This window comes from Blautia sp. MB18-30 (genome assembly GCF_023669475.1).
GTDB classification, from domain to species: Bacteria; Bacillota; Clostridia; order Lachnospirales; family Lachnospiraceae; genus Blautia_A; species Blautia_A fusiformis.
On the sequence record NZ_JAMOYY010000014.1, the window covers coordinates 36,550 to 54,017 of the forward strand.

Annotated in this window: 25 protein-coding genes and 1 tRNA gene; all 26 read left to right on the top strand. The window is 43.6% G+C overall.

Translation table 11 applies throughout. The annotated features are described in order from the left end of the window. The first annotated feature begins 31 nt into the window (after positions 1-31). The 26 genes from NCY57_RS08380 to NCY57_RS08500 all read left to right on the top strand — a co-directional run bounded on the left by NCY57_RS08380 (position 32) and on the right by NCY57_RS08500 (position 17,464). On the top strand, positions 32-250 hold the full coding sequence (locus tag NCY57_RS08380) for a hypothetical protein (protein ID WP_173739690.1): 219 nt from the start codon (positions 32-34) through the stop codon (positions 248-250). 110 nt (positions 251-360) lie between these two features. Next, positions 361-1,212 carry a rolling circle replication-associated protein gene (locus NCY57_RS08385; protein ID WP_173739691.1) on the top strand — a complete coding sequence of 284 codons (852 nt, stop codon included), beginning with the start codon at positions 361-363 and terminating at the stop codon, positions 1,210-1,212. A gap of 1 nt (position 1,213) precedes the next feature. Then, positions 1,214-1,726 (top strand): hypothetical protein, encoded by a 513-nt coding sequence (locus tag NCY57_RS08390; protein WP_173739692.1) that lies wholly within the window; start codon positions 1,214-1,216, stop codon positions 1,724-1,726. Between the two features lie 50 nt (positions 1,727-1,776). Then, positions 1,777-2,181 carry a hypothetical protein gene (locus NCY57_RS08395; RefSeq protein ID WP_173739693.1) on the top strand — a complete coding sequence of 135 codons (405 nt, stop codon included), beginning with the start codon at positions 1,777-1,779 and terminating at the stop codon, positions 2,179-2,181. 10 nt (positions 2,182-2,191) lie between these two features. Beyond that, on the top strand, positions 2,192-2,974 hold the full coding sequence (locus tag NCY57_RS08400; RefSeq protein WP_119239948.1) for a ParA family protein: 783 nt from the start codon (positions 2,192-2,194) through the stop codon (positions 2,972-2,974). Beyond that, positions 2,961-4,646, top strand: a complete 1,686-nt coding sequence (locus NCY57_RS08405) for a ParB/RepB/Spo0J family partition protein (RefSeq protein WP_173739694.1) — start codon at positions 2,961-2,963, stop codon at positions 4,644-4,646. The genes NCY57_RS08400 and NCY57_RS08405 overlap by 14 nt, the downstream gene beginning before the upstream one ends. Positions 4,647-4,746: 100 nt before the next feature. Further along, complete coding sequence (locus NCY57_RS08410) at positions 4,747-5,148, top strand: hypothetical protein (protein ID WP_173739695.1); 402 nt, start codon at positions 4,747-4,749, stop codon at positions 5,146-5,148. Then, entirely contained in the window at positions 5,123-5,392 is a 270-nt protein-coding gene (locus tag NCY57_RS08415; protein WP_173739696.1) for a hypothetical protein, read from the top strand. The genes NCY57_RS08410 and NCY57_RS08415 overlap by 26 nt, the downstream gene beginning before the upstream one ends. Before the next feature lie 222 nt (positions 5,393-5,614). After that, entirely contained in the window at positions 5,615-5,950 is a 336-nt protein-coding gene (locus NCY57_RS08420) for a hypothetical protein (RefSeq protein WP_173739697.1), read from the top strand. A gap of 255 nt (positions 5,951-6,205) precedes the next feature. Next, entirely contained in the window at positions 6,206-6,460 is a 255-nt protein-coding gene (locus NCY57_RS08425) for an alanine racemase (protein ID WP_173739698.1), read from the top strand. Then, positions 6,444-6,740, top strand: a complete 297-nt coding sequence (locus NCY57_RS08430; RefSeq protein WP_173739699.1) for a hypothetical protein — start codon at positions 6,444-6,446, stop codon at positions 6,738-6,740. Before NCY57_RS08425 ends, NCY57_RS08430 begins: the two co-directional genes overlap by 17 nt. Continuing rightward, complete coding sequence (locus tag NCY57_RS08435; protein ID WP_092070821.1) at positions 6,737-6,925, top strand: hypothetical protein; 189 nt, start codon at positions 6,737-6,739, stop codon at positions 6,923-6,925. Before NCY57_RS08430 ends, NCY57_RS08435 begins: the two co-directional genes overlap by 4 nt. 2 nt (positions 6,926-6,927) lie before the next feature. Next, positions 6,928-7,113 carry a hypothetical protein gene (locus NCY57_RS08440; RefSeq protein ID WP_173739700.1) on the top strand — a complete coding sequence of 62 codons (186 nt, stop codon included), beginning with the start codon at positions 6,928-6,930 and terminating at the stop codon, positions 7,111-7,113. Continuing rightward, the gene (locus tag NCY57_RS08445) at positions 7,103-8,026 is read left to right on the top strand and encodes an SPFH domain-containing protein (RefSeq protein WP_173739701.1); all 924 of its coding nucleotides are present in this window, start codon (positions 7,103-7,105) and stop codon (positions 8,024-8,026) included. Before NCY57_RS08440 ends, NCY57_RS08445 begins: the two co-directional genes overlap by 11 nt. A gap of 67 nt (positions 8,027-8,093) precedes the next feature. Continuing rightward, positions 8,094-8,510 (top strand): hypothetical protein, encoded by a 417-nt coding sequence (locus tag NCY57_RS08450; protein ID WP_092070814.1) that lies wholly within the window; start codon positions 8,094-8,096, stop codon positions 8,508-8,510. Between the two features lie 106 nt (positions 8,511-8,616). After that, positions 8,617-8,703: transfer RNA gene (locus NCY57_RS08455), tRNA-OTHER, on the top strand. A 182-nt stretch (positions 8,704-8,885) separates the two neighbouring features. Next, positions 8,886-9,197 (top strand): helix-turn-helix domain-containing protein, encoded by a 312-nt coding sequence (locus NCY57_RS08460; RefSeq protein ID WP_242872579.1) that lies wholly within the window; start codon positions 8,886-8,888, stop codon positions 9,195-9,197. 15 nt (positions 9,198-9,212) lie between these two features. Further along, complete coding sequence (locus NCY57_RS08465; RefSeq protein ID WP_092070811.1) at positions 9,213-9,767, top strand: ImmA/IrrE family metallo-endopeptidase; 555 nt, start codon at positions 9,213-9,215, stop codon at positions 9,765-9,767. A 190-nt stretch (positions 9,768-9,957) separates the two neighbouring features. Further along, a complete protein-coding gene (locus NCY57_RS16800) occupies positions 9,958-10,086 on the top strand; it encodes a hypothetical protein (protein WP_255363765.1) in 129 nt (42 codons plus the stop codon). 215 nt (positions 10,087-10,301) lie between these two features. Further along, entirely contained in the window at positions 10,302-10,535 is a 234-nt protein-coding gene (locus NCY57_RS08470; RefSeq protein WP_092070808.1) for a hypothetical protein, read from the top strand. A 220-nt stretch (positions 10,536-10,755) separates the two neighbouring features. After that, the gene (gene terS, locus NCY57_RS08475; RefSeq protein ID WP_092070805.1) at positions 10,756-11,529 is read left to right on the top strand and encodes a phage terminase small subunit; all 774 of its coding nucleotides are present in this window, start codon (positions 10,756-10,758) and stop codon (positions 11,527-11,529) included. A gap of 34 nt (positions 11,530-11,563) precedes the next feature. Next, positions 11,564-13,150 (top strand): PBSX family phage terminase large subunit, encoded by a 1,587-nt coding sequence (locus NCY57_RS08480; protein ID WP_420314163.1) that lies wholly within the window; start codon positions 11,564-11,566, stop codon positions 13,148-13,150. Positions 13,151-13,498: 348 nt separating this feature from the next. Next, on the top strand, positions 13,499-13,726 hold the full coding sequence (locus tag NCY57_RS08485; protein ID WP_173739703.1) for a hypothetical protein: 228 nt from the start codon (positions 13,499-13,501) through the stop codon (positions 13,724-13,726). Then, positions 13,726-14,343 carry an HNH endonuclease signature motif containing protein gene (locus NCY57_RS08490; protein ID WP_173739704.1) on the top strand — a complete coding sequence of 206 codons (618 nt, stop codon included), beginning with the start codon at positions 13,726-13,728 and terminating at the stop codon, positions 14,341-14,343. The genes NCY57_RS08485 and NCY57_RS08490 overlap by 1 nt, the downstream gene beginning before the upstream one ends. Before the next feature lie 141 nt (positions 14,344-14,484). After that, positions 14,485-15,906, top strand: a complete 1,422-nt coding sequence (locus NCY57_RS08495) for a phage portal protein (RefSeq protein WP_250789604.1) — start codon at positions 14,485-14,487, stop codon at positions 15,904-15,906. Beyond that, positions 15,899-17,464, top strand: coding sequence for a minor capsid protein (locus NCY57_RS08500; protein ID WP_173739706.1), 1,566 nt, complete (start codon positions 15,899-15,901; stop codon positions 17,462-17,464). The genes NCY57_RS08495 and NCY57_RS08500 overlap by 8 nt, the downstream gene beginning before the upstream one ends. Positions 17,465-17,468: the final 4 nt, after the last annotated feature.

A 17,468-nucleotide genomic window follows, 5' to 3' on the forward strand; every position in this document is an offset into this window, starting at 1 on the left:
CAAATTCACAGGAGAAATCAAGAGGTAAAAAATGATTAAAGTAAAAACAACAGATGAATGCGCACAAACAACGTTCGAAGGGGACAGCCATCTCCTTCTGAATGAGCTGACAGTTGCCGTTGCAGCTCTTATGCAGATCATTATTGAAGATTGTGATGCGACAGCCGAGGAAGCTGAGCGGGAAATAAAGAAAAGCTGCATGATCGGTATCTGTTTCACAGAACACCGATTAAAACACAAAACGAAATAAAAAAAGGCTCAGGCGGTGCAACACCTGAGCCAGGACCATCCGGTCCCTGGAGTAAAATAGTTTACATAAATATAACACCAGGGAGCCGGAAAGTCAAGCATCCGGCGGTTATGTACCGCTATATTTTTAACCTTTTTTTGAGGGGACAAGATCCCCTTGCAGGCTTGATTAAACGTATTAGAGATGAGACGAGGGACACTTTTATGAAGTGTGGGTATATAAGGCAGACCTGGGACTGTGGGAACACCAGAGAAGTAGAAGAAAAACATACAGGAAGATATGGTGCCAGGGGACAGAAACGCCAGAAAAGACGGAAAGCTACCCCGGAAGAAATTGCAAAGCAAAATCAATGGAAAAGGGAAAGGGATGTTCGCAGGCTGATCAAGTGGAATTTCGGAATAGGAGATTACTGGTTCACGCTGACGTACAAGAAAGGCTCACGGCCACCCTGGAAACAGATGCAGAAAGATATGTCAAAATTCATTCGAAAGCTTCGGGACAAGTATAAAAAATATGGATGGGAACTGAAGTATATATACCGGTTAGAAATCGGGAAGAATGGAGGACCCCATGTACATATTTTAATCAATCGGAAGTCAAACGATGAAACAGACACAGGCCTGCTGGTAGAAACACTCTGGGAACATGGCCATGCACAGACAAAAAGGGTGTATGACGTTGATTCTGGAGAACTAGCACAGTACATAACCAAGCCGCTGCAGGATCATGAGCCGGAAGATCTGAAACGGTATCACCCGTCCAGGAATCTAATCCGCAAAGATCCAGAAAAAGAAGAGATAAACAGAAGAAGCTTGCTGGACAAGCATGGAAGGCCGCGAGATCCGAAGCCACCAAAAGGCTGGGCGATCGTGCCAAACTCAGTAAAATGCGGAAAAAACAAGATAACAGGATACGCATACCGGCATTACATATTAATCAAAACAGAGAAGAGAAGGGAATAACATGCAGCAAGTAAATGTTTTTATTGAGACAAGCAGCCGGTTTCGCGGAAATGTGGAAAGAAAATGCGGATATGTGCTGTCGACTCAGCTCCGGACAGGGAAAGAGACAAGGGAGCATTTTGGAAGGGTAACTGGAACATATCATCAGGCCATATTGCTTACCATGGTGGATGCATTGAATCACATGACGAGAACCTGTGACGTGTGCTTTTACATAAGCGATCTGTATGTTACAAGTCGCCTGGGAAAGATCACGGAAATGGCCGGATCCGGCTGGCTGGACACAAAAGGAAAGCCGATCGCGAACAGAGAGGAATGGCGCAGACTGTTTAAAGCTATAAATCAGCTTCCGGATCCACACAAAATCTCTGCAAAAACAGAGAAACACAGTTATTCCGCATGGCTGCGAGAGGAGATGAAGCACCGTGAATGTGGAAGAATACTGGGGCAAGGGCTGGAGCCTGCGCCCGGAGCACGACAAATCAACAATGGAATGTCTGGGTACCATTACTAGATCCGGTATCCAGTTTACATACTATAAAGACGAAAAAGGAGGAATATGGTTTGATGATGAACCGATCGGAGGAAAACCAGAATGGATGCAGAGAGCAGACAAGGAACGAAGACGAAGGCATAGACGGCATTCTTGAGGAATTAATGGCACATGTCTGCGATGAATTGTGCAGGTTTCGAGAAGAAATGCAGGGAGATTTGATGGACAGGATATGCGGACGTTGCGGATTACAACAGTATACTGACAGAATCCGGGAGGAATATGAGAAGATCAATAACTTTGATAAGAGCCAGACCGGTCAGCTTATGAACAGATATCGTAAGATCACACTCTGCAAAGACTGCAGGTACAGAGCTAAAGGAAAGTCAGGATATCACTATTGTAGAACAGGGTTTGGCCTTCCAGTTGTACCGTTGAGAGAAAATGATGGATGCAGCAGGGGAGAGGAAAGATAAGGAGGATATCATGAGAACAATAGCAATCATCAATTTAAAGGGCGGTGTGGCCAAGACCACATCAAGCATTAACATCGCATACATACTGATGCGGAAAGGATACAAGGTGCTTCTGGTTGATAATGACAAGCAGGGGGACTGTTCACGTGGAATGAACCGCCGTACCCAGGATGGGGAAGGGATTGACCGGATCATGGTAGACCGGCATCCGGATATGGAAAAGCTGATCAACAAGACTGACTATCTGCACCTGGATATCATCACAGCAAACCTCGGTCTCCTGACTGCAAACATGGAAGTGACCATGGACCGTGTACGCCCACAGCAGAACCGGCTGAGAAAGGCACTGCAGCAGGTAGCCGATAATTACGATTTCTGCGTGATCGATAATGCTCCGGATATCAATGTGTCGGTGATAAACGCCCTTACTGCCGCAGACGATGTCCTGATCCCGGTGGAAGTAGACGATAACACGCTGGAAGGAATGAACGAACTTCTGGATCAGATCGATGATGTAAAAGAAGAATTGAATCCGGATCTGAAGAACGTGCGCTGCTTTATAACAAAATACCAGAAATTCAACCAGGCGCACCTGCAGGGCGCAGAGATCATCGAAGAACAGTACCCGATCATGAGAACGAAGATACGCTTTTCTGGCGTAGTAGCAAGAAGCACATTTGTGCGCATGCCTGTAGCCCTGCACAGTCCCAGATCAGCGGCAGCAGAAGACTATGAAACCCTTGTGAATGAGTACCTGGATATGATTGGAGATGAAGACGATGGCGAAATTTGACCTGAAAGGCCTTCTCAATGACAGATCAGTCCCGGACCGGCAGCAGGACCAGAAGATTGTATACCGGAATCCAAAAGATCTGATCCCGTCAGAAGAAAACTTCTACAACACAGAAAAGCTTGAGCGGCTAAAACAGTCGATCAAGCTCCTGGGGATCCTCCAGCCGCTCCTGATCGAAAACCGGGACGGGAAAGACTATGTAATAGCAGGTCATTGCCGCCGGAAGTGCTGCATTGACCTGATCAACGAAGGAAACGAGAAATTCAGCCGGATTCCTTGTGTATACAAGACCTCATCTGAACTGGAACAGGATGCAGGCCAGGAAGACGATATTGTGCGCCAGATCATGATCATACAGGCTAACTGTTACCGCGACAAATCCGACTGGGAAAAAATGACGGAATTTCTGAAGATGGAAAGCCTGGTAAAGGAACTTAGAAAAAAGGTTTCGATGCAAGGCAAAACAAGAGACATTTTAAGAGAAGTAAGTAAAATATCTGGCAGTCAGCAGGAAAGGTATCATTCTATAAATGCAAATCTTTGTGAACAGCTTATGTCAGAGTTCAAGGAAGATAGAATTAAGATTTCAGTAGCTCACGAAGCATCAAAGCTTAATAAAGATTACCAGAAACAGGCCTGCGAGTTGTATGCAGAAACGGGAATTTTGACATTGAATGATATCAAAGAGCTGAGCCGGCAACAGGAAGCCGAGAAAGGTATTCCAGGCCAGATGAGCATAGAAACAGCAACAGGCCAGAACCGGCCGCCAGAGAATGAGGTTCCGATTACACCAGAACTGCAGATAGAGCGCTTTTTCGAAGCCTTGAACAGAGGAGACAAAGAATATGTTCTTACGTGCAATGTAAATGCAACAACATATTTGCTTGAAACCAGGTATCAGAATGTCAGAATCAGGAACGGTAATTTTAATTATCAAGCAAATTCAACCGGAATCATGTTTAACTCCGGAAGCCACATGGAATGTGCCTTTACCTGGAATGAACTGGCCCACGAACTGATAAAACGGTTCGGGAAGAAACGGAAGCCCGTCAAGATAGTATCTATAGATGCGCCCGAGAAGCCGAAAAAGAAAGATAACGAAATGTCTGGTCCAGCAAAATGTATCACCGGAAAGAGCAAATCAGGAATATGTGGGGCAGCAGCTTATTGCGACACAGAATACAAATGCTGCGCTCAGTGTCCGGATGATTGTAACAGCCGTTGTGGATGGCTGGAAGAACGCTGCCAGCCGGCAGCAGAAACGCCGGACGAAAAGCAGCACGATTTTGTTGAAGATACCAAAATCGCAGACCATCCCGGTGAAGTCACCGCATTGCCGATTATGAAGAACAATGACCAGAGAAAAGAATGGTTGAGAAATTACAAAGTCTGGGGTCTTTGGTACGAAGATAAAAATATAGGTGTTAAGTACTACAAGTACGATTTTAAAAACGGTGCACGTCTGATCGTTGAAGAATATGAACCGGATCCACGCAATCAGAACAGTTGGTGGGTATCAAATTTGACGGAATCGCACTATATGCACCTTGTTGGAGGCCCGGAGCCAGAGCATAAGAACAACATACCGAAATGGACATATCATACACGATACAACAAATTTCCAAATTCAGAATCAGAGTTAGTTGAATTCTTGAAGGAATTACAGAAATAAGGGTGTTTTCGAAAATTCGATTAACATATATAACTTGCCGCATGAGCCTGTCAGAAATGCGGCAGGGGAAAGGAGGGTGTCCGATTCGGACACATAAAAAATGTTATTTCCAAAGACAAAAGCAAAAACAAAGAAAAAGAGGATGCGCCATCCGGCCAGCATCTTACACGATAAAAACAGCAGGACCTGTTATCTCTGCGTAACACTCCACGACAACTGGAACGAACACAGGATCCTGGATGAGCACCATATATTCGGAGGGCCGAACCGGAAGAACTCCGAGGAATATGGCCTGAAAGTATACTTGTGTCATGACCATCACATCTACGGTCCGGAAGCAGTGCACAACAACGCCCGGATCCGCCACGAATTACAGCGGACAGCACAGAAACTATTTGAAAAGCAGCACAGTCACAAAGAATTTATGGAGATATTCGGCCGGAACTATCTGGATCCGGTAGAGATAGGGGAAAACAGTGAGAAAGAGAATGAACCTGTATAAGGTGGTAGATCAGAATGGAAAGCAAGTATTTGAAGACCTGCTGATAGCCAGACAGGTCACAGAAAAGACTGGCTGCACAAAGAACAACGTAGCCCAGGCGGCAGCCAATTTTGCTCTTGTGAACAAGAAATACCGGATTATTCCGGAGGATATCAAACTGAGTAAGACTTTAGATGTTGAACTCCTGGCAGAATGGGACAGGTACCGGAAGTGGATGCTGAGGGCAGCAGGGAGGGGAGAATGAATAGGAGGCAGAAAAAGAAACTGTTTAACAGAAAATGTGGATACCGGCTTGTAAAGCTCCCACGCAACTTCCAGACGTGGGTATTCCAATATTACACCGGTATCGGAGCAGTAACATACAAACGCATTTGCACAGAGAAGATCCCAGACAGAGCGAAATATCTGATAAACACCAGAAACGTAGAGAATTTCAATCAGGTCATGAGAAAGAGATGGAATAAAAATGGCAATCAAAAGAACTGTAGAAACAGACGTATACTGTGATATCTGTGGAGAATGGATTACAGGTTGGAAATCTAATGACACAGGAGTCAGCAGAACTTGGGCAGCAGTATTTGCGAGAGAGAAAGGCTGTACAGTTGGAAAAAAGGTTGTTTGCAGAAACTGCAGAATCAAGAAAAGAATCCAGATATGCAGCATACAGCGCAAGATCGGAAGCGCGGGAAGAGACAGCAATGGAATGTGCCTGGGGTTCGGAAACAAAACATCAGATGAACCGTTGGAAAAATGTAAACGGTGCTTTGCATGCACATCCTATGAACAGAAGGAGACGTTATGAAAAAAAGTTGGTCAGAATTGACAGAAGCTGAGATTAACAGAAACAAAAGAAACACTTGTGAGAAATGCCTATATTTTTCTAGGGACGGAAGTACAACCACGGCCGGATCCAGACACTGTGAATATTTGCTAATCACAGGTCACCGGAGGGGATGCAGTCCTCTGGAATGCAAGAAGAAAGGTATCTTCAAAGCAAGGCCAACCGGACGGAGAAGAATAAACAGAGCATTCACAACTTCATAAAGGAGAAAAAAAGATGGGTAAATTAAGAATGGAACCAAGAAAAATAACAGATAGAGGTGGTTGGTTGTGCATGCCCCTAGTCAAGAACGTGCCGGAAGGAAAAGAAGGTTGGGAAAAGGTACATTGTTCCGTATGCGGAGAACTTTGTTGGAAAAGACCAGAGGACGCTGGCGTGATCTATCACAGTAAACTTGATGGAGCGTGTTGTACGTTATGTGCATTAAAAAAAGGATCAGAGATTGGAGAAAATTATGGAAAAGGGATATGAGATTACCCCAGAGTTGGCTTTGGCAGCATATAACACGTTGATCCAGTTCTGCAGAAGCCAGCCGGCCAGTGAAGATGGAACCTGCAGTAACTGCATTCTGTACCAGCACTGCCCTGGTGCATCAGATCTTCTTCCAGAAAACTGGAAAGAGATACACTATCCACACCTGGAAGGAAACACACTGCATTACATAAAAGCCGGTAAGGTCAAGCAGATTGTATTTGCCAGACGGGAAGATGCAGAGGAAAGGCTTGCGGAAATGAAAGAAGGTGTGAAATGAGTTATAAGAACAACGAAGGATATCCAGATCCGACAGCTGGAAAGGCAGTCCGGTCAGCGGGGAGGATGCCGACGCACATCTATAATGCCTTTTGCGTTCTGAACAATACAGCAGGTCTGCTGGGATTAGAGATTACAGGACTGAGGGATAAAAAAACAGGTCGTGAATGGCCACAGAGGAGGTGAGAATGATGTGGGTAATATTTCTTGGTTCCGGTATGGTGTTCGGAATCGCAGCCCTGGTGCTGGCCTGGATTGGAAGCAGAGTGATCCTGTCGATCAGGCGGCAGCAGAAGAAATTCGAGATTGAAGATGAAACATACAACAAAGTAAAAGAAGCTATCAAAGAAAAGGAGAACAAAAATGAAAAGTAAGATTATTATCGGAATCGTGGCAGCAGTAGCAGTTCTTGGTGGAGGATACACAGTATCAAGAATGGATCTTATCGGCACAGGCAAAGTCGGCATTGTTTATAACTATAAAGACGGAGTACAGGACACAGTACTCACCCCCGGAATGCATTTTATTGCACCGATGAACAAAGTAAAGGAATTTAGTACCAGTAACGAGATCCTCGTTCTCACAAAGGACAAAAGGGACGGCAGTAAAGAGGATGATTCTTTTAAAGTGGCCACATCAGACGATGCTAGTATTGCAGTATCTTTCCAGATGAGTTACCGGTATGATCCGGACACAGCGATTGATACATACAAGCGTTTTAAAGGAATGGACGGAGAGGATATCATCGAAAACCGTGTAAAAACTGTCCTGAAATCAAAGATTTCCGAAATTACGACAGATTATTCAATGATGGATATCTATTCCGGGAACAGATCCGCACTGAACAATGCCATCACGGAATATCTTAACAAGGATTTCCATAAAAAGTACGGTGTTGAAGTTCTGGACGCTTCCATCGTGGATGTGCATCCGGATAAAAAGCTGAAACAGGCCATTGATAATCGTGTTACTGCCCTGCAGGAAAAACAGCAGGCGCAGGCAGAGCAGGAAAAAGTAAAAGTCCAGAAGGAAACAGAGAAGCTCCAGGCAGAAGCGGACGCTCAGATCGAACTGACCAAGGCAGAGGCAGACGCAAAGAAAACTAAGGTTAAAGCAGCAGCTGAAGCAGAAAACACAAAAACCAAGGCAAAAGCACAGGCAGAGGCTAATAAAGAACTTAGTGCATCCATCACGGACGAGCTGATCAAGATGAAGGAGGCAGAAGCTCACTACAAAAATGGCTGGGTTACAGTCCAGGGAGCGGATGCCGTGATCGCGGATAAATAAAAGAAATGCAGAGAAAGCCGGGAGCATAAGCGTTCCCGGCTAAAAGCATCGAAAGGGGAGGATACCAGTGGGCGAGATCAAGATCACCAGGAAGCTTCTGGATAACTACAGAAAGTTAAAGAGGGAAATACCGGTCCTCAGCATGGAACTGGCTGAAATGAAACAGGGGGAGGCTGGTCTTGGAAACAGTACGATATTTGACTACACCACCGGCTTTGCGCGACCACAGAGTGTAGTTGGATTCGACCAAGCACGATATGACCGGAGAAAGCACACATACGATCATAAAATGGCACAGGCGGCAGCAGTGGAACGATGGATCCAGAGCATTGAAGATGGCCAGACAAGATATGTGTTCAAGGCATTTTACCAGCAGGGAATGACCTGGGAGAAGATAGCAGAAAAGACAGGATATTCCCAGAGCCCGGATTATCCAAGGCTCTATATCAGAGATACATATTTGAAAAAATGTGAGATTAAGTAAAAAATATCGTTTATATCGGAAATATCGTTATAGAATACAATAGAAGCCAAAGGCATAAAGGCCGGCGGCTTTCAGATATTGACTGACAGGGCCGACCACCCTGTAATGGAACGTAGCTTAGTGGCAGAGCAACTGTGTAACCAGAAATTGACTGATGAAGTCGATGGCGATGGTTCGAATCCATCCGTTCCGATCAGGTGTACACACCTGCATATATAATATTCCAATCATCACAAGAAAGCATCTGGCAGCGGGTGCTTTTTTTATATAAAAAATGACAATAAATGCGACGAAAAATATAATAACTTGACAAAGTGATAATTGAATGATATAGTATGGATGTAGCAATCGATTGCTAATAAGGAGGAAGACAAAATGGCAAGGGGCATAGCAGAGCGTATGGCAGAAATAATTTCTGACCGTAAAATGACGCAAAAGGATCTGGCATTTTTATCAGGAGTGACAGAATCTGCCATTTCCCATTACTTAAAGGGAGATCGCATACCGAGAGGCGCCACTCTGATTAAAATTGCGAAAGCACTTGATACATCAACGGATTATTTATTGGGCCAAGATAATACAGGTGGCTTACAGAAAGAGTTTGATGATGCACGAGTGATTTTAGCACGAAATGCTTCAAAAATGAGTAAAGAGCAAAAAATGGAACTTATCAATCTTTTAATGTAACAAGCAGGAGAACATATGCGTCTGGAAGATGAGCAGTATGAAGAGATTAAGAGGACAGTGATAGATACCTTTTCTGTGTATGGAATCAGATGCATTCCAATTAGTGCATTTGAAATGGCTACAAAAATGGGAATCAAAGTTATTCCGTACTCGGCATTGAGTGAGGAAAAGAGAAGTGCAGCAATGCGTGAAAGTAAAGATGGATTTTCAATAGGCAGTTCTCGTAGCCAAGAGTGGATGATTTTTTATAACGATGCTTGCGAAAGTTATGGAAGAATCAATCAGACCATAATGCACGAAATTGGTCATTACGCAATGGGCCATATCAAAGATGGAGAAGAGGAAGAATCGGAGGCAAAATTTTTTGCTAAATATGCACTTGCGCCGCCGCCGTTGATTCATACTTTCATAGAACATATCACTCCAGATTCGATAAGAAACGTTTTTGATCTAAGTAATCAGGCAGCGAAAAATGCTTATTGGTATTATCGAAGTTGGCTGTATAATAGCGGAAGTTATTATACAGATTACGAAAAGAAAATACTTGAGTTATTTAAGGCTGAATGTTAAGTAAAGGTGTATAAGTCAAAAGGCTTTATACATAAACAAAAAACCAAGCACCCATTTATATGGAGATGCTTGGCTCTTGCGAAAAATGTAAATGCAGTTGTTCAACTGGTTACAATTCTCTCTCGACAATTGAATTGTAACACTGTATTTATCCTTTTGCAAGAGTTACTTGCGAAAGGAGGGGATATTCATGTGGATTTTTAGAACGTGGATTACCAGGAAAGATGGCACGAAAGATTATGCCAAGGATCATGGTAAAAAAGCCTTTAGATTCTGGGTAGGTCCTGGACCGGAACCAGATAAAAAGAAGAATCAGTAGTATTTTAATTAAAGAGGCGTATTTACCAGTTGGACGCTTCTACCCAAAAGAAAGGCATAGGTAGAAGAATATGGCTAAGACAAAATCCAGTGTTAGAGGAACTCAGAATAAAAAGATCGTGGTTGTAAAACCATATACACGAAGTGATGGTGTAAAAGTCAGAGAACATAGACGATCAACACCAAATTAGATATTATGTGATAGGAGATAGGTTTATGAATTTAAAAGAACAGATTTTAAAGGATTTAAATGAGATGGACGGAAGCGCAGTTGATAACAAATATAATAATATATATGGGAAATACAAAATTGCAGTAGCCGAATTGCAAAAAGATGGACTCATTGTTGGCGCAACGGTTTTTTATTACAAAAATACACAAGAACCGGAAGTTGTTTCTTTAAAAACAGCTGAATTGACGCAAAAAGGAAAAGCGTTGTTAAGTGTGTAAAGACGATGCATACAAAAAGGCACCCTACGGGGTGCTTTTCTAATGCAATTTTTCCTACAGCGTGCACGGCACCAGCACATACATACCTTACGCATGGATTCACTGTATGTAAGTGTTTGCGCACCTCCTTTCGGCGTGGCAGCAATCGGCTGTCACTATGGTGCCGGCAGGACTGTAATTTACAAATATAAAAAACGAAACGAATGAGAGGTGGTGAGGCTTGCCAAGAGCACCAGATCAGAGAATTGAAGAGGCCAGAAAGATATATGCTTCTGGAGCGAAATTAATTGAAGTTTCTCAGAAGCTCGGAATCCCGGAGGGGACAATCCGAAGCTGGAAAAATAGATATAAATGGGATGATGCAACGTTGCAAAAGAATAAACGCAACGTTGCGAAAAAGAAGGGCGGACAGCCCGGAAATAAAAATGCGGAGGGGCATGGAGGAACCGGTCCGCCGGGAAATAAGAATGCAGTCAGGACAGGAGAGTTTGAAACTCTCTTTTTTGATACCCTGGAACCGGAAGAAAGAACATTGGCAGAGATGATCCAGCCGAACAAAGAGCAGCTGCTTCTCAGAGAAATCCAGCTTCTTGCAGTCAGAGAACGCCGGATGCTGAAAAGAATCCAGTCTCTCCGTGAACTGGAGGTTCAGACCGGATCTGAAGAAGATTCGGTACCATGCGGAATGTCTGTAACGGAATATGCTTCCGGTATTGAAAAAGGAAAACAAACAGAACTTCGAAAGTACGAAGGCATTCTTGGCCAGATCCAGGCTATAGAGGATGCTCTGACTAGAGTGCAGGCCCGGCAGCAGAAAGCAATCGAGATGCTGCATAAGTTTGGTTATGACGATGCAAAACTGGAACTTGCAACCATGCAGCTTGAATTTGAGATGCTGAAGCAGGATAACCAGGCAGAAGAGACTACCGATGATGGTTTCCTGGAGGCAATGAATGCAACAGCGCAGGATGTCTGGGGTGACGAGAATGTATGAAAAACTCAAAACTCTGAAAGATAAGCTGCAGAAGATGAAAACCAACAGAGCCAACAGGCAGATAGGCCAGACGTTTCATTTTTCTCCGTTCTCAAGAAAACAGAAACAGGTCCTGACCTGGTGGTGCAAAGAATCCCCGGTTCACGATATGGATGGAGTTATTGCCGATGGAGCAATCCGATCAGGAAAAACAATCAGCATGTCTTTATCATTCGTTATGTGGGCCATGAGTACCTTCACTGGCCAGAACTTTGCCATGTGCGGAAAGACCATAGGATCCTTCCGGAGAAATGTTCTGTTCTGGCTGAAACTGATGCTCCGGTCAAGAGGATATTCCATCACGGATCACAGGGCAGACAACCTTCTGACCATCCGAAAAGACGGAAAAGAAAATTACTTTTACATATTCGGCGGCAAGGATGAAAGATCTCAGGATCTTATCCAGGGAATCACTTTAGCCGGCGTGTTCTTTGATGAAGTTGCCCTGATGCCGGAATCTTTTGTGAACCAGGCAACAGGCCGATGCTCTGTAAAAGGTTCAAAGTTCTGGTTTAACTGCAACCCGGATGGCCCGTATCACTGGTTCAAACAGAACTGGATAGATAAATCTACCGGATATCTGGGAAAAAAAGAAACTGCCCGGAGGATGCAGCAGGCGGCCGCGGAGGGGAAAGATCCTGGTCTGAAAGATATTCTGTATCTCCACTTCACTATGGACGATAACCTGTCCCTGGATGAAGAGATCAAAGCCAGATACAGGAGCATGTACGTTGGAGTATTCTTTAAACGTTATATCATGGGGCTTTGGGCGGCAGCAGAGGGAATCATTTACGACATGTTCGACGAGAACAAACATGTCCAGGATATCAGAGATTTCTATCAGCTGCTGATCAACGGGAACAGGTATGTTTCCTGCGATTATGGTACACAGAACGCAACGGTATTCCTGCTGTGGAATAAAGGAACCAACGGGAAATGGTACTGCATCCGGGAGTATTACTATTCCGGAAGAGACAAAGGTAAACAGAAAACAGATTCAGAATATGCAGACGACCTGAAAGAGTGGCTGGATGGAACCAGGATCAAAGCGATCATCGTGGATCCATCGGCTGCTTCTTTTATTGCAGAACTCCGGAAACGGGGATATAAGGTCCTGAAAGCCAACAATGATGTTCTGGATGGAATCCGGCTGGTTGGAATGTTTCTGAACCTGGAGAAGATTGTCTTTGCTTCTTCCTGTAAAGAAACCATAAAAGAATTTGCTTCTTACATCTGGGATGAGAAAGCCCTGGAAAGAGGAGAAGACAAACCGGTGAAACAATTCGATCATTGTCTCACAGGAGATACATTGATAGATACGGTAAAAGGAAAGATTCCAATAGAAAAATTAGTTGGAAAGAAAGGAAAGGTGTACTGCTATGATGTAAAACGAAGAAAGAGAGCAATATCTACATTTTACAATGTACGAAAGACAAGAAAAAATGCAGATATTTATAAACTTACGTTGGAAGATGGGAACAGTATAAAAATGACAGCAGATCATCTTGTGTATACGCAAAGAGGTTGGGTTGCGTTAAAGCATCTTAAAGCAACGGATAAGATTTTGAAAGTTACTGCTTGACTTGTTGCATGTAACATGTTAATATTGTTACATGCAACAAGGAGGTGGGATAAGTAGAAGCGAAAAGCAGAGCTGAGTATTTCAAAGAGCGCAGAGAAAAATTTAAAGCGTTTCATGTTGAGATAGAAAAAGAAAAAATGATGCGTTTTGAAGAAAAACTTAAAGAAAAGAACACCACAAAAAAAGAATGGCTTGATGAAAAAATCAGCGAAGAATTAAAAAAATAAGGAATTCCGCCCCGACCAAAGATTGGAATTCCTTATAGCAAGTAGAAGTTTCCTTCTGTAAATATTATAATGCAGATGGAAGCTTCTTTCAAGAACCAAAATTTGAAAGGAGTTTTTGTTTATGAGCCAGATTGAAAAATTATACAGAGAGTGGTCAGAAGAACAAATAAATAGCGAGGAATTGACAGCTATTTATAGAAGAATAGAAAAAAAATTGAGAGGAAAACTGAGTTTTCAGAAATTCAATGAAATAGATGAACTAATTATGGACTGCGTTATTGCAGAACGAATTGAAGCATTTAAAGGTGGTTTTCAGCAAGCAACTGCCATCTGGAAGGAGTGTTGTTGATGCCCGAAAAATTTCAATTCTTTGACGGAAAAAGATTTACACGTGATGGTAAAACTGGATACTATTTATGTGCCACAGCGGACGAGGGAAAGAGAAAACGGATGCATGTGTATGTTTGGGAATATTTCAATGGTCCAGTACCAAAAGGATACCATATTCATCACATGGATGGAGATAAAAGTAATAATAATATCAAAAACCTTCAATTGTTGTTGGCTACGGAACATGAGCAACTACATGGTTCGATGCTGACAGATGAGCAGAGAGATCGGGCACGAAAAAATATAGAAAAAGCATCTATCAAAGCGAAGGAGTGGCACAGTAGTAAAGCTGGCCATGAATGGCACAAAATGCATTATGAAAAAATGAAAGAGAAACTATATCAAGTACATAAATTCAATTGCCTTATGTGCGGAAAAGAATTTCAGTCACCACAGACTAAATCAAAATTTTGTTGCAATAATTGCAAGAGTGCATACAGAAGAAAAATAGGCGTTGATAATATTACGAAAATTTGTAGTTTTTGCGGAGAGGAATATATTGCAAATAAATACAATAAAACAAAATTCTGTCCAATTTGTAGGAATAAAAAATATAGAAAAAATAGGCAAAGCTGACGTTTATAATATGGAAGTTAAGAACCACCACAACTTTAGTGTTTGTGGTGGTTTTATTGTGCACAATTGTTGTGACGCTGTGAGGTACCTATGCAGCACCATAATCGGCAGAAAAGCAGCACGTTTCCGAGAGATAAGGAGGTGAGAAAAATATACACATTTACAATACCGAGAGAAAGCTTTGACGAGTTAAACCCAGACAAACAGATACTCCGCCAGCTGATCAGCAAACACATCAGTAAGGTGGACCGGCTGAAGAAGAATATGTCCTACTATGAAGGAAAGCACAAGATCCTGGATGAAACCAAACGGGAAAACCGCCTGGTGTGCAATCATGCAAAAGACATCTCTGATACAGCCAGCAGCTATTTCATCGGCAATCCGGTGACGTACAAATCAGAGGGAGACATCAAGGTCCTCACAGACGCACTGGAGGTGGCCGGAGCGGATGAGACAGACGGGGATAACGGCCTGGAGGCATCCATCTACGGCCTGGCCTATGAATATGTCTATGTGAAGGAAAACGAGAATAATCTGCAGACCAAGAACCTGTCTGCGGAGAATACCTTCATGGTAAAAGACGACAGCATAGAGGAAAACGAACTCTTTGCTGTCTATTATTATATCCGGAAAGATGATTCTGAGAAGCTTCCGGACCACTATATGGCCACAGTAGTGACCACAAACTATAAGTACGAGCTGGACATTGAGAACAGCAATACGATCCAGGCAACTACAGAGCCGGCGGTGCCCCATTATCTTGGTGAGATCCCGATCATTGAATACCTGAACAATAAACTGGCCATCGGAGATTTTGAACTGCAGATCCCACTGATCGATGCATACAATGCGCTGATGAGCGATCGTGTGACCGATAAGGAGCAGTTTATTGATGCGATCCTGGCCATCTATGGAACATTGCTGACCGATGAGGACGAACCGAACACTGAGGATGGAGACGAGAGCATCCGAAAGGCCAAAGCCCGTCTTAAAAAGTACAAGGTTCTTGAGATGCCGGACACAGCCAAAGCAGAATATCTGACCAGGACTTTTGATGAAAGCGGTGTGGAGATTCTTAAGAAAGCCATTGAGCAGGATATCCATAAGTTTTCCCACATTCCCTGTATGTCAGATGAAAGCTTCGGAGGGAACGTCAGTGGTGTGGCTATGGAATTTAAGCTCCTGGGCATGGAAAACATCACAAAGATTAAGACCAGATATTATAAAAAAGGTCTGAGAAAACGAGTTCGGATATTCTGTAACTATCTGGCTTTGCATGGGATCAGCATCGATCCATCCGGGATCACGATGACGTTTACCAGAGCATTGCCGAAAAATCTCCTAGAGATATCCCAGATCGTGGCAAATCTGTGGGGAAAGGTAAGCCGTAAGACCTTGCTTTCCCAGGTCCCGTTTGTGGATGATGTGGATGAGGAACTGAAAGCCCTGGAAACAGAGGAAGAAGAGAATCTGAAGCGGCAGCAGGAAGTTTTTGGCCTGCAGGACAATACCCCGCCGGAACAGAATCCTGATGATAAGAAAAAGGACAATGTAGATGAGTAGGAAATACTGGGAGCAGAGATCTGCCTGGGATATGTATCAGTTTATGGAGGATGCAGAAGAGACAGCAGATCTCATTGCCAGAGTATACCGGAAAGCCTCTCTCCAGCTGGAATATGCCGCAAGAGATATCTTTGAGAAGTTCATGACAAAATATGGTCTGTCAGAAACAGAAGCCTGGCAGATTATAAATTCCATACAGGATAAAAACTCCATTGATCAGCTGAAACAGGAACTCCAGAACAGGAAAAAGGACAGTGAGATTCTGAAACAACTGGAAGCTCCGGCGTACCGTGCAAGAATGGAACGCCTGCAGGATCTTATGACACAGGTAGATGCAGTGATGCAGCAGGTATATCAGCAGGAGAAGCAGTTCGATACCAGACTTCTGGAACAGCTTGGAGAAAAAGCCTATTATCATTCCATCTACAATATGCAGAAAGAAACCGGCCTGGCATTCAGTTTTTCTCATGTAAGCAGGAAACAGATCGACCAGGCTCTGCAGATGAAATGGTCCGGAAAACATTTTTCAGACCGTATCTGGCAGAACACACAGCAGCTTGCAGATTCCTTGAAGGATGAATTGCTGATCAGCCTCCTTACCGGCCGGACAGACCGGGAAACAGCGGAATCCATCCAGGCCCAGTGCGGAGGGGGAGCAAAGCAGGCCAGGCGATTGGTAAGAACAGAATCCTGTTACATGGCAGGAGAATTGACTGCACAGAGTTATATTGACTGCGGGATCAAGAATTATCGCTATGTGGCAGTGCTGGATCTTCGTACCAGTGAGATCTGTCGGGAACTGGATGGAAAGGTTTTTTCGGTGAAAGACCGGAAAGCCGGAGTGAACTATCCTCCCATGCATCCATATTGCCGCTCTACAACGATTTCTGTCATAGATGATAAAATCCTCAGGAACATGAAAAGAAGTGCTTACAACCCGGAAACAGGGCGTACAGAGATGGTTCCTGCGGATATGACCTATGAACAGTGGTATGAGAAATACGTCAAAGGAAATCTAAAAGCAGAAGCCCAGGAGAAAGCAGTCAAGAACGCTTCGTCAGACCGGAAGCAGTATGAGCGGTATCGGGAACTTCTTGGAAAAGACATGCCGAAACATTTTGCAGACTTCCAGGAAATGAAGTATAATGAACCTGAGAAGTGGGAACTGCTCAGGACTTATGCACGTTCTGTAGATAAAGGCACGATATCTCCGTTATCTGGATTCGAGAATTATCAGAAGATTTATGATGAAATCAATGAAAAAGTTGTTGGTATAAAGACTTCTGAGGGAACAGCAGTAACCAGACAGAGTAAACATTTCATGGACAGAGTAATCGGAACCATGAAAGATCCAAAAACGGGAAGATCACGATCAGGAGTTACCGTGGAAGGAATACGGGATGCGCTGGAGAATCCGGCGAAAGTATTTCCTACGAGAACGGATCCTGATTCAAGAAAAAGCCAGAAATATATTGGCAGACATGGAACAGTCTCATTAGATCCTGAGACGGGGATTCTGATTCAATGCAATCCAACAGATGCAGACTATGTAAGGTGAATAG

What these genes read in the sequence shown, in the direction of transcription:
- NCY57_RS16800 (WP_255363765.1), top strand. Translation starts at nt 9,958, where the DNA reads ATGTGGATTTTTAGAACGTGGATTACCAGGAAAGATGGCACGAAAGAT.
- NCY57_RS08425 (WP_173739698.1), top strand. Translation starts at nt 6,206, where the DNA reads ATGGGTAAATTAAGAATGGAACCAAGAAAAATAACAGATAGAGGTGGT.
- NCY57_RS08485 (WP_173739703.1), top strand. Translation starts at nt 13,499, where the DNA reads ATGAGCCAGATTGAAAAATTATACAGAGAGTGGTCAGAAGAACAAATA.
- NCY57_RS08440 (WP_173739700.1), top strand. Translation starts at nt 6,928, where the DNA reads ATGATGTGGGTAATATTTCTTGGTTCCGGTATGGTGTTCGGAATCGCA.
- NCY57_RS08490 (WP_173739704.1), top strand. Translation starts at nt 13,726, where the DNA reads ATGCCCGAAAAATTTCAATTCTTTGACGGAAAAAGATTTACACGTGAT.
- NCY57_RS08420 (WP_173739697.1), top strand. Translation starts at nt 5,615, where the DNA reads ATGGCAATCAAAAGAACTGTAGAAACAGACGTATACTGTGATATCTGT.
- NCY57_RS08380 (WP_173739690.1), top strand. Translation starts at nt 32, where the DNA reads ATGATTAAAGTAAAAACAACAGATGAATGCGCACAAACAACGTTCGAA.
- NCY57_RS08435 (WP_092070821.1), top strand. Translation starts at nt 6,737, where the DNA reads ATGAGTTATAAGAACAACGAAGGATATCCAGATCCGACAGCTGGAAAG.
- NCY57_RS08385 (WP_173739691.1), top strand. Translation starts at nt 361, where the DNA reads ATGTACCGCTATATTTTTAACCTTTTTTTGAGGGGACAAGATCCCCTT.
- NCY57_RS08500 (WP_173739706.1), top strand. Translation starts at nt 15,899, where the DNA reads ATGAGTAGGAAATACTGGGAGCAGAGATCTGCCTGGGATATGTATCAG.
- NCY57_RS08470 (WP_092070808.1), top strand. Translation starts at nt 10,302, where the DNA reads ATGAATTTAAAAGAACAGATTTTAAAGGATTTAAATGAGATGGACGGA.
- NCY57_RS08430 (WP_173739699.1), top strand. Translation starts at nt 6,444, where the DNA reads ATGGAAAAGGGATATGAGATTACCCCAGAGTTGGCTTTGGCAGCATAT.
- NCY57_RS08390 (WP_173739692.1), top strand. Translation starts at nt 1,214, where the DNA reads ATGCAGCAAGTAAATGTTTTTATTGAGACAAGCAGCCGGTTTCGCGGA.
- NCY57_RS08460 (WP_242872579.1), top strand. Translation starts at nt 8,886, where the DNA reads ATGGCAAGGGGCATAGCAGAGCGTATGGCAGAAATAATTTCTGACCGT.
- NCY57_RS08405 (WP_173739694.1), top strand. Translation starts at nt 2,961, where the DNA reads ATGGCGAAATTTGACCTGAAAGGCCTTCTCAATGACAGATCAGTCCCG.
- NCY57_RS08400 (WP_119239948.1), top strand. Translation starts at nt 2,192, where the DNA reads ATGAGAACAATAGCAATCATCAATTTAAAGGGCGGTGTGGCCAAGACC.
- NCY57_RS08465 (WP_092070811.1), top strand. Translation starts at nt 9,213, where the DNA reads ATGCGTCTGGAAGATGAGCAGTATGAAGAGATTAAGAGGACAGTGATA.
- NCY57_RS08480 (WP_420314163.1), top strand. Translation starts at nt 11,564, where the DNA reads ATGAAAACCAACAGAGCCAACAGGCAGATAGGCCAGACGTTTCATTTT.
- NCY57_RS08410 (WP_173739695.1), top strand. Translation starts at nt 4,747, where the DNA reads ATGTTATTTCCAAAGACAAAAGCAAAAACAAAGAAAAAGAGGATGCGC.
- NCY57_RS08445 (WP_173739701.1), top strand. Translation starts at nt 7,103, where the DNA reads ATGAAAAGTAAGATTATTATCGGAATCGTGGCAGCAGTAGCAGTTCTT.